The 14,225-nt window shown below is 70.8% G+C and carries 13 protein-coding genes and 2 riboswitches; of the genes, 5 read left to right on the forward strand and 8 right to left on the reverse strand.

Annotation, left to right across the window (positions count from 1 at the left end; all coding sequences use genetic code 11):
• Positions 1 to 14: 14 nt before the first annotated feature.
• Together E1193_RS02065 and E1193_RS02070 are read right to left on the reverse strand one after the other, a co-directional pair.
• Positions 15 to 893 (reverse strand): carbohydrate ABC transporter permease, encoded by an 879-nt coding sequence (locus tag E1193_RS02065; RefSeq protein ID WP_132179640.1) that lies wholly within the window; start codon positions 891 to 893, stop codon positions 15 to 17.
• Positions 890 to 1,891, reverse strand: coding sequence for an ABC transporter permease subunit (locus E1193_RS02070; protein WP_243707224.1), 1,002 nt, complete (start codon positions 1,889 to 1,891; stop codon positions 890 to 892). Before E1193_RS02070 ends, E1193_RS02065 begins: the two co-directional genes overlap by 4 nt.
• A gap of 169 nt (positions 1,892 to 2,060) precedes the next feature.
• On the opposite strand from E1193_RS02070, the gene E1193_RS02075 reads away from it, so the two are divergent.
• Positions 2,061 to 3,068 (forward strand): hydroxyacid dehydrogenase, encoded by a 1,008-nt coding sequence (locus E1193_RS02075; RefSeq protein ID WP_243707225.1) that lies wholly within the window; start codon positions 2,061 to 2,063, stop codon positions 3,066 to 3,068.
• A gap of 362 nt (positions 3,069 to 3,430) precedes the next feature.
• Here E1193_RS02075 and E1193_RS02080 read toward each other — a convergent pair whose 3' ends face one another.
• The 5 genes from E1193_RS02080 to E1193_RS02100 all read right to left on the reverse strand — a co-directional run bounded on the left by E1193_RS02080 (position 3,431) and on the right by E1193_RS02100 (position 7,176).
• Entirely contained in the window at positions 3,431 to 4,321 is an 891-nt protein-coding gene (locus E1193_RS02080) for a sulfotransferase domain-containing protein (protein WP_132179642.1), read from the reverse strand.
• Between the two features lie 271 nt (positions 4,322 to 4,592).
• Positions 4,593 to 5,435 (reverse strand): ATP-binding cassette domain-containing protein, encoded by an 843-nt coding sequence (locus tag E1193_RS02085; protein ID WP_132179644.1) that lies wholly within the window; start codon positions 5,433 to 5,435, stop codon positions 4,593 to 4,595.
• Positions 5,432 to 6,175 carry a cobalt ECF transporter T component CbiQ gene (gene cbiQ, locus E1193_RS02090; RefSeq protein WP_132179646.1) on the reverse strand — a complete coding sequence of 248 codons (744 nt, stop codon included), beginning with the start codon at positions 6,173 to 6,175 and terminating at the stop codon, positions 5,432 to 5,434. Before cbiQ ends, E1193_RS02085 begins: the two co-directional genes overlap by 4 nt.
• Positions 6,176 to 6,496, reverse strand: a complete 321-nt coding sequence (locus E1193_RS02095; RefSeq protein WP_132179648.1) for an energy-coupling factor ABC transporter substrate-binding protein — start codon at positions 6,494 to 6,496, stop codon at positions 6,176 to 6,178.
• The gene (locus E1193_RS02100) at positions 6,493 to 7,176 is read right to left on the reverse strand and encodes an energy-coupling factor ABC transporter permease (protein WP_132179650.1); all 684 of its coding nucleotides are present in this window, start codon (positions 7,174 to 7,176) and stop codon (positions 6,493 to 6,495) included. Before E1193_RS02100 ends, E1193_RS02095 begins: the two co-directional genes overlap by 4 nt.
• 28 nt (positions 7,177 to 7,204) lie before the next feature.
• A riboswitch (cobalamin riboswitch) is annotated at positions 7,205 to 7,377 on the reverse strand.
• Positions 7,378 to 7,704: 327 nt separating this feature from the next.
• Positions 7,705 to 7,922, forward strand: a riboswitch (cobalamin riboswitch).
• A 118-nt stretch (positions 7,923 to 8,040) separates the two neighbouring features.
• Here E1193_RS02100 and E1193_RS02105 point away from each other — a divergent pair.
• From E1193_RS02105 to E1193_RS02120, 4 genes are all read left to right on the forward strand, one after another.
• On the forward strand, positions 8,041 to 10,431 hold the full coding sequence (locus tag E1193_RS02105) for a ribonucleoside-diphosphate reductase subunit alpha (protein ID WP_132179652.1): 2,391 nt from the start codon (positions 8,041 to 8,043) through the stop codon (positions 10,429 to 10,431).
• A gap of 44 nt (positions 10,432 to 10,475) precedes the next feature.
• Positions 10,476 to 11,471, forward strand: a complete 996-nt coding sequence (locus tag E1193_RS02110) for a ribonucleotide-diphosphate reductase subunit beta (protein WP_132179731.1) — start codon at positions 10,476 to 10,478, stop codon at positions 11,469 to 11,471.
• A gap of 103 nt (positions 11,472 to 11,574) precedes the next feature.
• Complete coding sequence (locus tag E1193_RS02115) at positions 11,575 to 12,741, forward strand: sensor histidine kinase (protein ID WP_132179654.1); 1,167 nt, start codon at positions 11,575 to 11,577, stop codon at positions 12,739 to 12,741.
• Positions 12,738 to 13,400, forward strand: coding sequence for a response regulator transcription factor (locus tag E1193_RS02120; protein ID WP_132179656.1), 663 nt, complete (start codon positions 12,738 to 12,740; stop codon positions 13,398 to 13,400). Before E1193_RS02115 ends, E1193_RS02120 begins: the two co-directional genes overlap by 4 nt.
• Before the next feature lie 79 nt (positions 13,401 to 13,479).
• Here E1193_RS02120 and E1193_RS02125 read toward each other — a convergent pair whose 3' ends face one another.
• The gene (locus E1193_RS02125) at positions 13,480 to 13,896 is read right to left on the reverse strand and encodes a DUF6223 family protein (protein WP_132179658.1); all 417 of its coding nucleotides are present in this window, start codon (positions 13,894 to 13,896) and stop codon (positions 13,480 to 13,482) included.
• Between the last annotated feature and the right edge of the window lie 329 nt (positions 13,897 to 14,225).

A 14,225-nucleotide genomic window follows, 5' to 3' on the forward strand; every position in this document is an offset into this window, starting at 1 on the left:
CTAGAGGGTGTCAGTCATGCCTTGAGGGCCCCGGTGAGGACACCCTTGACGAAGTAACGCTGCAGGAACGGATAAACGAGCACGATGGGCGCGGTGGCGAGCACGACCACCGCCATCTGTGTCGACTGTGGCGCGGCGGTCGCCACCGCCTCCCCGGTCATGTCGGCTCCACCGGTCACGTACTGCCGCAGGACCGTGCCGATCGGCCACTTCGACTGGTCGTTGAAGTAGATGATCGCCTCGAAAAACCGGTTCCAGTACGCCACCGCGTAGAACAAACCGATGACCGCCAGCACCGCCTTGGACAGGGGCAGCACCACCCGCCACAGGATGGCCAGGTCCCCGGCGCCGTCGATGCGCGCCGCCTCCAGCAACTCGGCCGGAATCGACTGGAAGAAGCCGCGCATCACGACCAGATTGAAGACGTTCACCAGGAACGGCAGGATCAGCGCGGCGTACTGGTCGAACAGTCCGGTGGTACGCACCACCAGGAACAGCGGGATCATTCCCGGCGGGAAGAGAAAGGTGAACAGGATCAGCAGCAGGACCGGCCTGCTCCCGTAGACGCCCGGCCGGCTGAGCGCGTACGCCAGGAAGACCGTGCAGGTCAGGCTCAACGCCGTGCCGACGAACGTGACACCCGCGCTCACCAGCAGGGCGCGCGTCACGACGCCGCCGTCGAGGATCTCCGCGTACGCGTCGAAGGTGATCCGCTGCGGCCACACCACCCAGCCGCCGTTGGCGATCACGTCCTGCGGCGCGGCGAGGCTGGTCGCCACGACAGTCCAGAGCGGGAACAGCACCAGCAGCACGACCACGGCGAGCGCGAACGCCTTCGCCGCCCGGATGGCCGGCCCGGGTCGCCCCTGCCAGGCCGGGTACGAATGCTTCATCGCTGGTACACCCCCTGCTCGCCGAGCCGGTGCGCGACCTTGTTCGCCGTGTAGACGAGCGCGACGCCGATGACGCCCTTGAACAGGCCGGCCGCGGCCGCGTAGCCGAACTCGCCGTTGGCGAAGCCGGTGAAGTACACGAACGTGTCGAGCACCTCCCCCACCTCCGGGCCGACCGCCTGCCGTTGCAGGAAGAACTGCTCGAAGCCGACGTCCAGGAACTCGCCGAGCCGCAGCACGACCAGCAGCACGAGGACCGGCCGGATGCCCGGCAGCGTCACGTGCCACAGCCGCCGCCACCAGCCGGCACCGTCCAACGCCGACGCCTCGTACTGTTGCTCGTCCACCTGCGACAACGCGGCGAGGAAGATGATGGTGGCCCAGCCGCACTCCTTCCAGAGCACCTGCGCGACGACCAGCGGCTTGTACGCGTCCGGGTTGCCGATGACATGGATGGAGCCCAGGCCCAGATCGCCGAGCCATCCGTTGACCACGCCGGCGCCGCCGAGCATGTGCTGGAACAACGCCACGACGATCACCCAGGACAGGAAGTGCGGCAGGTACACCACACTCTGCACGAACCGCCTGACGACGTCACCGACCAGGCTGTGCAGCAGCAGCGCCAGGGCCAGCGGCGCGGGGAAGAAGAAGACGAGCTGGAGCGCGGCGATCACCACGGTGTTGCGGACAGCGTTCCAGAAGCCCGGATCGCCGAACATCTGCTGGAAGTTCGCCAGCCCGACCCATTCGCTGCCCGCGATGCCCAGGAACGGCACATAGTCCAGGAAGGCCAGCGTGTTGCCGAACAGCGCTCCATAGTGGAAGACCACGAAGTAGGCCACGCCGGGGACCATCAACAGCAGCAGCAGTCGATCCCGCCGGATCCGCTGGCGATGGCCCCGCCGCGCCCCGGGTCGGACGCCCCGGTCACCGCGGCCCGCGGGGGCCGTGGGACGCCGCCCGACGTCGGACGACCGCTGTGCATCGATCGCGCTCACGTCGGCGGCCCCTCCCGTGACCGTGACCTTCGTCATCGGCCGTACCAAGGTGGGACGAAGATAAAGCGCTTACGTGTGCGAGTCAACCACTGGACCTTGTCCGCTCTCGATACGTAGGCTCTTCCACGGGTAACCGTTTACATCGACGAGCTCGACCGGAGGTCGGTCCGTGCCGGAACGCCGTGTCGCGCTGCTCGCCATGCAGCCCTGGGCGCTGCCCGACCTCTTCCCGCCGGACCTGCTGAACCGGCTGCGGGCACTGGTGCGGCTCCCGTCGGACACCGCCCTCACGTCGTTCCAGACGGTGGAGGCCACCGCCGCGCTGCGCGACGTGGACGTCCTGGTGACCGGCTGGGGCTGCCCGCGTATCGACGACGCCGTGCTGGCCGCGGCGCCGCGACTCGGTGCCGTCATCCACGCCGCCGGCTCGGTGAAGGGACACGTCGACCCGGTGGTGTTCGCCCGGGGCATCGCCGTCTCGTCGGCCGCGCAGGCGAACGCGGTGCCGGTCGCCGAATACACAGTCGCCGCTCTGGTCTTCGGCGCCAAACGGGTGCTTTCCCGCGCCCACTGGTTCGCCCACGACCGCACCGCCGGTGACTGGCGCTCCGGCGCCGACACCGGGCTCTACCGGCGCACGGTCGGAGTCATCGGCGCCTCTCGCACCGGCCGGCTCGTCCTGGATCGGCTGCGGAGCTACGACGTGCGACTACTCCTGGCCGACCCGTACCTCACCGCCCAACAGGCCCGCGCCCTCGGCGCCGAGCTGGTCGACACCGACGAGCTGTGCCGGCGCGCCGACCTGGTCAGCCTCCACGCGCCGGCACTGCCACAGACCCGCCACCTGCTCGACGCCCGGCGGCTTGCCCTGCTCCGGGACGGCGCCGTGCTGATCAACACCGGCCGGGGGTCGCTGGTGGACACCGCCGCCCTCACGGCCCACTGCGTCACGGGCCGCATCGAGGCCGTGCTCGACGTCACCGACCCCGAACCGCTGCCGATCGACCATCCGCTCCTGCGCCTACCCAACGTGCTGGTCACCCCGCACCTGGCCGGATCGCAGGGACACGAGCTGCGGCGCGTGGGCGAGTTCGCGGTGGCAGAGGTCGGGCGCCTGGTCCGCGGCGAGCCGCTGCTCGGCACCATCCACAGCGCGGATCTGCACCGAATCGCGTAGCCAGGCGATTCCGCCGGGTTCCCGCGCGCCGACAGCTTTGCAAGGTCGCCCTCGGCCACATAGGTCAAGGGCAGTCCGCTCCTCGTCGAGCATCTGCCCTCGATGTCCTCGGGTGCGCTGCTCAACCACGCGAGAGTCGTCGGTTGTCATTCGTCAGTGCTCGGCAATAAACCCCGGGTCTCCGCAAGTGTTACTGACCGAACGGTGGATGCAGCGGGGCCAGCCCATCACCGCGCAGACTCCTCGTGGCGGGGACGATTGGCTGTGCCCAGCCACGCACGAATGGACGTGTCCAGCGGCGACAAGGCCACCGACGAGGTCTTGGCCTGGCAGTGAAGGCCCGCCACGCCTACTGCGCTGATCTATGGCTGCCGATGCAGCCACGCCAAGAGGTCTGGTGGGGCCAGCTGCGCAGTGCGTTCGTGGTAGCTGTTGAGCTCCTCGGCACTGAGCACGTCGCGGCCGGCACCCGAGCGGCCCGCGCGGAAGAAGGCGCGATGGTCTTTGAGCACGCCACCGCTGTCCGGTGCCAGATCGCTGGCCCGCTGCCTCATCCGGTCGAAGCTGGCGGCCCGCACCAGCTCCGGCCACAGGCCGGCGGGCACACCGATGTCCAGCCAGGCCGCGATGCGCTGCATCTCGGCACCCAGGTCGCTACGCAGGTCGTCATAGTGCACCAGCAGTACGTTCGGCTCATGACGGCGTTGCCAGGCGTCCCGCAGGTGCCACATCACGCCGGGCAGCGAGTCCAGCGCCTGGCGCGGATCGGGGTCGCCTGCGATCCAGTCCAGCAGCCACGGATGCAGTGGCCTCCGCACCGGTTCCGGTTCGCTTGGCGGCGGCGCGCCGGTGAGCTGACGCAGGCGGCCACGGTCGATGTTGTCGCCCTGGTGGTACAGCGACACGGCCATGTCCAGAGGGTGGCGCGCCACCACGATGAATGCCACTCGCGCGTCGAACGGTACACCGTCGAGCGGGGTGTGGGTCTTGATGAAGCGTCGATGCTGCTGGGCCGCGAGATGGTCGTAGACCTGCTGCTGAGGAACGACCAGCCAGTCCAGCCAAGGCGACAGGTGCGGCAGTGCCGCTGGCAGGTCGGCGGTCCGAAGGACCAGCAGGGCGCAGATCATCTGCATCCAGGTGGTGCCGCTCTTGGAGCGGGTGCTGATAACGATGTCGCCGGGCCGGAACGCGAAGTCGAGCCAACGGGCGCTGTCCTCGTCGGCGGAGCGATAACGCACTGGGGTAGGCATTTCCAGCAGCCTAGAGAGTCGACACAACAGGCACCGCTCAATATCCGCCTGCCGAAAATCAGCGCCATCGGTCGCGAGTCCGGCTAGCGTCCGGGCGGGTCGCTCGCGGCCATCCGGGCAGACCGGCGACACCCCCATCCAGCGCCGCCTCGCCGGACGCGACCTGCTCAACGAGTGGACCGCCCCGATCGGCTCCGCCGTCTTCGCGATCCCGCCCGGCTGCCCCGAGGGCGGCTGGATCGGCGTGCTCGGGTGGTGCCGGTGCCGGTGGTCAGGTTGCCCGCTCCGGTTCGCCGGTGAGCAGTGCGGCGAGTTCGGCGGCGGTACGGGGCCGGCTTCCGGCCAGGCCGGGGGTCCGGTCGAGGAGCCGGTGCACCAGGGGGGCCCAGGCGGGCGACAGGTACGCCGCTGCGAGCAGGCCCGGGTCGGCCAGTCCTTCGGCTGCCGGCACGGTGCGCACACCACCGCCGGTGACCACAGCCACCGTGTCCGCCCAGCGGAAGGCGAGGTCGACGTCGTGGGTGGACAGCACCACCGTCGTGCCGCCGGCGTACAGGTCGTCCAGGGTGCGCAACAACTCCTCCACGCCGACCGGATCGAGCCCGGCGGTCGGCTCGTCGAGGATGAGCAGCCGGGGTCGCATCGCGACCGCGCCGGCGATGGCCACCCGCTTGCGCTGGCCGTAGGAGAGCAGGTGGGTGGGGCGGTCGGCGACCGAGGTCACGCCGAGCGCCGCGAGCGCCTGGTCGCAGCGCTGCCGGACCTGTTCGGGGGGCAGCCCGAGGTTGACCGGTCCGAAGGAGACGTCCTGCCGGACACTGGCGGAGAAGAGCTGGTCGTCCGGGTCCTGCACCACCAGTTGCACCTGCTGGCGGACCGCCCGCAGGCCGGCCCGCGTGTGCCGCACCCGGCTGCCGGCGACGGCGACATGGCCGGAGCGGGGCGTCAACGAACCGGCCGCCAGCCGGAACAGGGTCGTCTTGCCGCCGCCGTTGGGCCCGACCACGGCCAGCCGCCGGCCCGCCTCGACGCGGAAATCGGCGCCGGTCAGGACCGGTCGGTCCGGCTGGTAGGCGAAGTGCACCCCGGAGAACTCCAGCAGCGGGCCGGTCACGAGGCTGCCCTTACAAGGACGGTGGCAGCGACGATCGTCACCAGCAACCCCACGGTCGACGCCACGAACGACGGCGACACCCGCAGCGCCTCCACCTGCACCGCGAGCGATCCGGTGTAGCCCCGCAACGCCACCCCCTCCTCCAGCCTGCGCGCCCGGTGGAAGGCCCGGACGAACACCGCGCCCGCCTGCCCGGCAAGCGACCGGTAGGCGGTGTGCCAGGTCCGGAACCCGAGCCGCGCCGCCTGCGCCTCGCGGACCGCACGCGCGCTGTCCATGAGCAGGAACAGCATCCGGTACGTCAGCGCGGCGACCTCGGTGACCGCCGGGGGGATCCCCAGCCGGTGCAGCCGGGGCAGCACGTCGGACAGCGGCGTGGTGGCGCTGAACAGCAGCAGGCAGGCCAGCGCCGCCACCGACCGGCCGGCGGTCTGCGCCGCCAGCGCGGGACCGGCCGGATCGACGGACAACCGCGCCGGCGCCGGCATCGTCACCAACAGCGGCACCGTCGAGGTCGCCACGAACAGCAGCGGCACCCGTGCCGCCCGCAGCACCACGGCCGGCGACACCCGGGCGGGCCCGACCAGCAGCACCGCGGCCACCGCGCCGGACAGCGCCGCGCCCGGCCACGGGGGCAGACTCACCGCGCAGACCAGCAGCCCGAGGGCCAGTAACGCCTTCTCGGCCGGGTGCCGCGAACGCCACCGTCCGGTGTGCGCCGCGACGTCGAGGGCGAACATCTACTCGCGGGGCTGCTCGGCTGCGGCGTCCCGCTGCCGCTGCCGGGTCCGGGCAACTCCGAAGTAGTAGCCGAGGAACCCCGCGCCCAGCGCGGCCTGGAGCGCGAACAGCGCCGACTCCACCTCGCCCGACGGGGGTTCGTAGATCGGGGCGAACCAGGGCTCGTAGTCCGGGTGGTCGTCCACGATGGCCTGCTCGGCGAGCGCGTCCGACCCGGCGAAGGGTTCCTTCCCCGCTCCGAGTCCGAGCGCCAGCGGCGTCACCGCCAGGGCAAGCACCGCCAGCAGCAGCAGAACGTTGACCCGGGAGAAGCGCTTCATGCCCGCACCTCGTCCGTCGGCCTCGACAGCACACCGAGCCGGCGCAGGTCGTCTCCGCTGGTACGGGTCAGCAGGCGGATCACCAGCACCGACAGCAGCCCCTCACTGACGGCCAACGGGAGCTGGGTCACGGCGAAGATCCCGCCGAACTTCGCCAGCGCGCCGGCGAACCCGGTCGACGGGTCCGGGAACGCCAGTGCCAGCTGGGCGCTGGTGACGCAGTAGGTGGCCAAATCGCCGAGCGCAGCGGCGGCGAAGACCGCGACGTCCAGACCGCCGCCGGCCCGGCGGATCAGCGCGTAGAGCCCGTACGCCACCCAGGGCCCGACGACCGCCATCGAGAAGACGTTGGCGCCGAGGGTGCTCAGCCCGCCGTGGGCCAGCAGCACCGCCTGGAACAGCAGCACGATGCCGCCCAGCACGCTCATCACCGGTGGTCGGAACAGCACCGCCCCCAACCCGGTGCCGGTCGGGTGCGAGCATGAGCCCGTCACCGACGGGATCTTCAAGGCGGACAGCACGAACGTGAACGCGCCCGCCGCTCCGAGCAGCAGTTTCGTCTCCGGATCCTGCCGGACCTGCCGGACCAGGGCCCGGCTGCCGTGGACAACGAACGGTGCGGACACCGCGAACCACGCCGCGGCCTGCACCGGGGGTAGATACCCCTCGGCGATATGCATCGACGACCTTCCTCTCCAGCACCTCGTGGATGAGATCACCTGTCAAGGCCGGTCTCCTGGCTTCCGGATCAACGCTCGCTCCGGCCTTCCCAGGCCCGGATGGGCCCAGTGGCGTCGTCGGAGATCGCTACCCGGTCACAGTGGCGAGGGCCGCGCCGGTTCCTCACCGGCTTCCCGTGCACCTTGACGGCGAGAGGCTATCGGGCGGTCATCCCCGGGGCAAGCGGCCATGGTGATCCCGGGATGCCGCCGCCCGGTGGTGGCCGCCTCGCAGCCCTGATGAGAGCGGGTCGGCGGACCGTCGGAAGCATAGATCTGCCAGGCCCTCGGGACCGCCAACCGACCGTTCCGGGAGCCGACGGGGACCGGCTGCTGCCCCGCTGTCCCGTCCGGCTGACAGTGGCACCAGGAAGTGCGCCGACCCCGCCTCATCCTGGGTTGAGACACCCGCGACGCCGACGACCGGTGAGACGAAGCCGACACACCGACACGACATCTGGTGTTGTCTGATCGACGGCGGGGGCATATATGGTGTCCCACGCAGCTGGTTCGGTCGCCCCGGTGGGACGGCCGAGGCAAGAGGGAACCCGGTGCGAGTCCGGGACTGCCCCGCAGCGGTGAGTGGGAACGACCGCCGTCACCACGCACTGGGCCCCACCGGGCCTGGGAAGCGACGGCCAGTAGGCGACCGGCGACCCCGGTCTGGCCCACGAGTCCGAAGACCTGCCAGCGCGCCGTGCGCGTTCGCGGACGGCGGTCGGAGGTCGCGCGGGACGACCGACGCCAGCACGAGCCTGCCTTGCCGGCGGTCCGTTGGCGTTCTCCCATGCCCGAAGACCATCGGAGACAGTGCGAGGAGAGGCCATGACGGTCGGGCAGGAAAGGCCGGCGTCCGGTGTGGGCACACCGGAGCAGCGCCGCCAGGTGATGCAGGTGCGCAAGCGCAACGGCGACAGCGAGCCGGTGGACGTCAACAAGATCGTCAAAGCGGTCGAGCGATGGGTTGCCGACCTGGACGAGGTGGACCCGCTGCGGGTGGCCACCAAGACGATCAGCGGCCTCTACGACGGGGCGACCACCGCCGAGTTGGACAAGCTGTCGATCCAGACGGCGGCGGAGCTGATCGGCGAGGAGCCGCAGTACTCGAAGCTGGCGGCGCGGCTGCTGTCCGCGTACGTGGACAAGGAGGTCCGCGGGCAGGGCGTGGCGAGCTTCAGCCAGTCCATCCGGTACGCCCACGGCCTGGGCCTGATCGGCGACGACACCGCCGCGTTCGTGACCCGCAACGCGCGCAAGCTGGACGACGCCGTGGACCCGACGGCTGACCTGCGGTTCGAGTACTTCGGGCTGCGCACCGTCGCCGACCGGTACCTGCTGCGCCACCCCGAGTCCCGGCTGGTGGTGGAGACGCCACAGTACTGGCTGCTGCGGGTTTCCTGCGGCTTGTCCGAGACGCCGGCCGAGGCGATCGGGTTCTACCGGCTGATGTCGTCGCTGGCGTACCTGCCCAGTTCTCCGACGTTGTTCAACTCCGGCACCCGGCACACCCAGATGTCGTCGTGCTTCCTGGTCGACTCGCCCCGCGACGAACTGGACTCGATCTACGAGCGGTACCACCAGGTGGCGAAGCTGTCGAAGTTCTCCGGCGGCATCGGCATCTCCTGGTCGCGGATACGCGGTCGGGGCGCGTTGATCCGCGGTACGAACGGCCGGTCCAACGGCATCGTGCCGTTCCTCAGGACCCTCGACGCCGGCGTCGCGGCGGTCAACCAGGGCGGCCGGCGCAAGGGCGCCGCCTGCGTCTACCTGGAGCCGTGGCACCCGGACATCGAGGAGTTCCTCGAACTGCGGGACAACACCGGCGAGGAGTCCCGACGTACCCACAACCTGAACCTCGCCAACTGGATCCCGGACGAGTTCATGCGCCGGGTCGAGGCGGACGGCGACTGGTCGCTCATCGACCCGTCCGACGCGCCGGAGTTGCCCGACCTCTACGGCGAGGAGTTCGACGCCGCCTACCGGGTCGCGGAGAAGAAGGCCATCCGGACGGTCAAGGCCCGGGACCTGTACGGGCGGATGATGCGCACGCTCGCGCAGACCGGCAACGGGTGGATGACGTTCAAGGACCCGTCGAACCGGCTGTCCAACCAGACCGGCGTCCCGGGCAACACGATCCACCTGTCCAACCTGTGCACGGAGATCCTTGAGGTGAACAGCGACACCGAGACCGCGGTGTGCAACCTCGGCTCGGTCAACCTCGGCGCCCACGTCACCGCCGACGGTGTCGACTGGGAGCGGCTGCGGTCGACGGTCCGCACCGCGGTGCTGTTCCTCGACCGGGTGATCGACATCAACTACTACCCGGCCGAGCAGGCCGCGGCGTCGAACCCCCGCTGGCGACCGGTCGGGCTCGGCCTGATGGGTTTGCAGGACGCGTTCTTCGCCCTGCGCCTGCCGTTCGACTCCCCTGCCGCGAAGGAACTGTCCACCCGGGTGCAGGAGGAGATCTTCCTGACCGCCCTGGAGACATCGGCCGGGCTGGCCGAGCGGTTCGGCCCGCACCCGGCGTACGCCGAGACCCGCGCCGCCCGCGGTGAGCTGCACCCGGACCTGTGGGGCGTCGAACCCACGCAGCGTGAGCGGTGGACGGCGCTGCGATCGACGATCGCGGCACACGGCCTGCGCAACTCACTGCTGGTCGCGATCGCCCCGACCGCGACGATCGCCTCGATCGCCGGCTGCTACGAGTGCATCGAGCCGCAGGTGTCCAACCTGTTCAAGCGCGAGACGATGTCCGGCGAGTTCCTCCAGATCAACACGTATCTGGTCGGTGAGCTGAAGGCGCGCGGGCTGTGGACGCCGGCGATCCGGGACCAGATCAAGCGCGCCGAGGGGTCGGTGCGGGGAATCGCTGACCTGCCAGCCGACGTGCGGGAACTGTTCCGCACCGCGTGGGAACTTCCCCAGCGGGCGCTCATCGACCTCGCCGCCGCCCGCGCGCCGTACGTCGACCAGTCGCAGTCGCTGAACCTGTTCCTGGGCGCGCCGACCATCGGCAAGCTGTCGTCGATGTACCTCTATGCCTGGAAGTCCGGGCTGAAGACCACCTACTACCTGCGTTCGCGTCCCGCGACGCGAATCCAGCAGGCCACCGTCGCGGTCGCCCCGGCACTCGAGCCGCTCGTCGCCGCCGGCGACGACGAGGCGCTGGCCTGTTCCCTGGAAAACCCCGAGAGCTGCGAGGCCTGCCAGTGACCACGACCCACGAACCCCGCACCGTCGGTGCCGGTGAGCGGCACATGCTGCTCCACCCCGGCATGGACCTGACCCTGCGGCCGATGCGCTACCCGCACTTCTTCGACCGGTTCAAGGACGCCATCCGCAACACCTGGACCGTCGAAGAGGTCGACCTGCACTCCGACCTCGCCGACCTGGCCAAGCTCTCCCCCGCCGAGCAGCATCTGGTCTCCCGGCTGGTCGCGTTCTTCGCCACCGGCGACACCATCGTCGCCAACAACCTCGTGCTCAACCTCTACCAGCACGTCAACTCCCCCGAGGGCCGGCTGTACCTGTCCCGGCAGCTCTTCGAGGAGGCCGTGCACGTCCAGTTCTACCTGAACCTGCTCGACACCTACGTGCCCGACGAGAGGGAACGCTTCGCCGCGTTCGCCGCCATCGAGAACATCCCCTCCATCCGGCGCAAGGCCGAGTTCTGCTTCCGCTGGATCGACTCCATCTACGAGCTACGTGAGCTGAAGACCCGCGAGGATCGCAGAGCGTTCCTGCTCAACCTGATCTGCTTCGCCGCGTGCATCGAGGGCCTGTTCTTCTACGGCGCCTTCGCCTACGTCTACTTCCTGCGCTCCCGGGGCCTGCTCAACGGCCTCGCCTCCGGCACCAACTGGGTGTTCCGCGACGAATCCATGCACATGGCGTTCGCCTTCGACGTGGTGGACACCGTGCGGCGCGAGGAACCGGACCTGTTCGACGACGAGATGGCCGGCCAGGTGCGCGACATGCTCGCCGAGGCTGTCGAGTGCGAGGCGCAGTTCGCCGAGGACCTGCTCGAGCAGGGCGTCTCCGGGCTGTCCCTGACGGACATGCGCCAGTACCTGCAGCACGTGGCCGACCGCCGGCTCGCCCAGCTCGGCATCGCGCCGCTGTACGGCTCGACGAACCCGTTCGCGTTCATGGAGTTGCAGGACGTCCAGGAACTGTCGAACTTCTTCGAGCGGCGCGTGTCGGCGTACCAGGTGGGTGTCACCGGCAGCGTCACCTTCGACGACGACTTCTGACCGACGGTCGGGGGTGGACGTCGGCTCCGGCCCGCGCCCGAGCGGGCCGGAGCCGGGGGCCGTCCACGACCACCCCGACGCGCGGAAGACTAGGCTTCGGCGCATGGTGAGCTGGCGGTGGCACGGCCGGGCAGCGGACACCGCCCTGGTGCTGGTGGTCGGCCTGGTGGCCCTCACCGGCCTGATGGTGCAGTCGCGTGGCGTCGACACCGCCGCCGACTGGGCGGCGCTGCTGACCGTGCTGGCATCCTCCGGCGCGCTGTACCTGCGCCGCCGCCATCCGGTGGCGGTGGGCGTGGTGGCGCTGGCCGCCGTCGGCGCGTACGGAGCGCTGCTGCACCGGCCCGGGCCGATCATGCTGGTGTTCGTCGTGGCGCTCTACACCGTCGTCGACGAGGGGCACCTCACGGCCGCCATCGGGCTCGGTGTCGCCTCGGTGGTCGCCTTCGCCGTCGCGGACAGCTACAACCGGACAGCCGACAGCCTGAACGGAGCGACCCTGCTGCACGCCGGTTGGCTCGTCGCGGTCATCGTCGGCGTGACCCGCAACCGCCGGGCCTACCTCGCCGAGGCGCAGGCCCGGGTGCTGGCCGCCGAGCAGAGCAAGGAGGAGGAGGCCCGGCGCCGGGCCACCGAGGAGCGGCTGCGCATCGCCCGTGAGCTGCACGACGTGCTCGGTCACCACCTCTCGCTGATCAACGTGCAGGCCAGCGCCGCGCTGCACCGCCCGGACCCCACCCGGTCCGAGCAGGCGCTGATCGCGATCAAGCAGACGAGCAAGGAGACGCTGCGCGAGTTGCGCACGACGCTCGGGATCCTGCGGCGGGAGGACGAAACGCCGCCCGCGCCCGGTCTGAACCGCCTGTACGAGCTGGTGGCCACGGCCGGGCGGTCCGGGCTGGAGGTTCGCACGGAGCTGGCCGAAATCCGGCCGCTGCCACCGGAGGTCGAGGTGGCGGCGTACCGGATCGTCCAGGAGGCGCTCACCAACGTGACCCGGCACGCCGGTGCGACCGCCGCCGTGATCCGGGTCCGACCCGACGGCGACGACGTCCTGGTGGAGATCGAGGACGACGGCACCGGCGCACCGGGCAGCCCCGGCAACGGGATCATCGGCATGGACGAGCGAGCCCGGGCGCTGGGTGGTTTGCTGACCACCGGTCCCCGCCCCGACGGCGGCTTCCGGGTACGCGCCCGCCTCCCGCTCCGGCCCGCCCCGGTGCCGGCGGGAGCACCTGCACCACGATCGCAGCCGGGGGACGCGGCATGATCCGGGTGCTACTCGCCGACGACCAGACCCTGGTACGCGCCGGATTCCGGTCCATCCTTGCCGGTGAGGACGGCATCGAGGTGGTCGGCGAGGCCGCCAACGGCGCCGAGGCGGTGCGGCTCGCCCGGCAACTACGGCCGGACGTCGTCCTCATGGACATCCGGATGCCCGGGATGGACGGCCTGGCCGCCACCCCGGAGATCACCGTCAACCCCGATGTCCGCGTGATCATCCTGACCACCTTCGACCTGGACGACTACGTCTACGCCGCGCTGCGGGCCGGCGCGAGCGGCTTCCTGGTCAAGGACACCGAGCCGGCGGAGCTGATCCACGGGGTGCGGGTGGTGGCACGCGGGGACGCGCTCATCGCGCCGTCGATCACCCGCCGGCTCATCTCGGAGTTCACCGCCCGCGTCCCACATCCGGACCCGGGGCCGCGACTGAGCGCGCTCACCGGACGGGAGCGTGAGGTGATGGCGCTCGTCGCCGCCGGCCTGTCCAACGACGAGATCGCGGCACGGCTGGTGTTGAGCCCCGCCACCGCGAAGACGCACGTCAGCCGGATCATGACCAAGACCCGGGTCCGGGACCGGGCCCAGTTGGTGATCCTCGCGTACGAGTCCGGCCTGACCGTTCCCGGCTGGCTCGCCCACTCCTGACAGCAGCCTGCGGCGTACGCCCCACCGGGTCGCCACGACCCTCGGGTCGTTCACGGGCACGACCCGCGCCAGGGCCAGGTCAGCCGGTGTGGCGGGAGCGCGCCAGAGCCAGCCCACCGAGGACCACAGCGACCAGCCCCACCGCCCCGGCCACGATGCCCCCGCCCAGGCCGTTGCCGGTGCCCAGACCACCTTCGGCGGTGGCCACGACCAGGCCACCGACAGCCATGCTGATCACTCCCAGCACCAGGGCCGCGACACCCCCGCGTCGACGGTCGCCGGTGCCGAGACGCCCGGCGGAGCGGGCCAGAGCCAGCCCGCCGAGGACCACGCCGACCAGCGCCACCACGCCGGCCACGATGCCTCCGACGCGCCCCGGGCTCATGCTGTGGACACTGGCGGCGGCCGGCTGGACCGAGGCGTGCGCGGCCGGCGGTGAGCCCAGTACGAACCCGCCGACCAGCGCGGCGGCGACGAACACGTGACGGATGGACATCGAGGTTCCCTTCTGTGGCGTGACGAGTACAGCCGGGAGCCTATGTACCGGCATGGTCACGGGTCGTCATGCCGGAGTTGCCGATCGGCCTACCACCCTGGTGGTACGCCTGGTGGCCGCGTACCACTGCGGTTGCGCCGGGCGCACCGGTGCGGGGCCGGGACGTACGAGCCGCGGCCGCCGCGACTCGCGACCGGTGGCCTGCGTGCCTGGGCGCCGCCGCCCTGCCATCCTGGTGCGGTGGCGTCAGGAACCGGTGCCGGCGGACGCGAACAGGCACGGCAGTAGCCTGCGGAGGCTGCCGCTGCCGCACCAACCGATGACAGGGG

Origin of the sequence: Micromonospora sp. KC606, from assembly GCF_004348675.1 — a bacterium.
GTDB lineage: Bacteria > Actinomycetota > Actinomycetes > Mycobacteriales > Micromonosporaceae > Micromonospora.

Coding starts and splice junctions, on each gene's coding strand:
- E1193_RS02080 (WP_132179642.1), bottom strand. CDS start 4,321: ATGCCTACCCCAGTGCGTTATCGCTCCGCCGACGAGGACAGCGCCCGT.
- E1193_RS02100 (WP_132179650.1), bottom strand. CDS start 7,176: ATGCATATCGCCGAGGGGTATCTACCCCCGGTGCAGGCCGCGGCGTGG.
- cbiQ (WP_132179646.1), bottom strand. CDS start 6,175: ATGTTCGCCCTCGACGTCGCGGCGCACACCGGACGGTGGCGTTCGCGG.
- E1193_RS02120 (WP_132179656.1), top strand. CDS start 12,738: ATGATCCGGGTGCTACTCGCCGACGACCAGACCCTGGTACGCGCCGGA.
- E1193_RS02125 (WP_132179658.1), bottom strand. CDS start 13,896: ATGTCCATCCGTCACGTGTTCGTCGCCGCCGCGCTGGTCGGCGGGTTC.
- E1193_RS02065 (WP_132179640.1), bottom strand. CDS start 893: ATGAAGCATTCGTACCCGGCCTGGCAGGGGCGACCCGGGCCGGCCATC.
- E1193_RS02105 (WP_132179652.1), top strand. CDS start 8,041: ATGACGGTCGGGCAGGAAAGGCCGGCGTCCGGTGTGGGCACACCGGAG.
- E1193_RS02095 (WP_132179648.1), bottom strand. CDS start 6,496: ATGAAGCGCTTCTCCCGGGTCAACGTTCTGCTGCTGCTGGCGGTGCTT.
- E1193_RS02110 (WP_132179731.1), top strand. CDS start 10,476: ATGCTGCTCCACCCCGGCATGGACCTGACCCTGCGGCCGATGCGCTAC.
- E1193_RS02115 (WP_132179654.1), top strand. CDS start 11,575: ATGGTGAGCTGGCGGTGGCACGGCCGGGCAGCGGACACCGCCCTGGTG.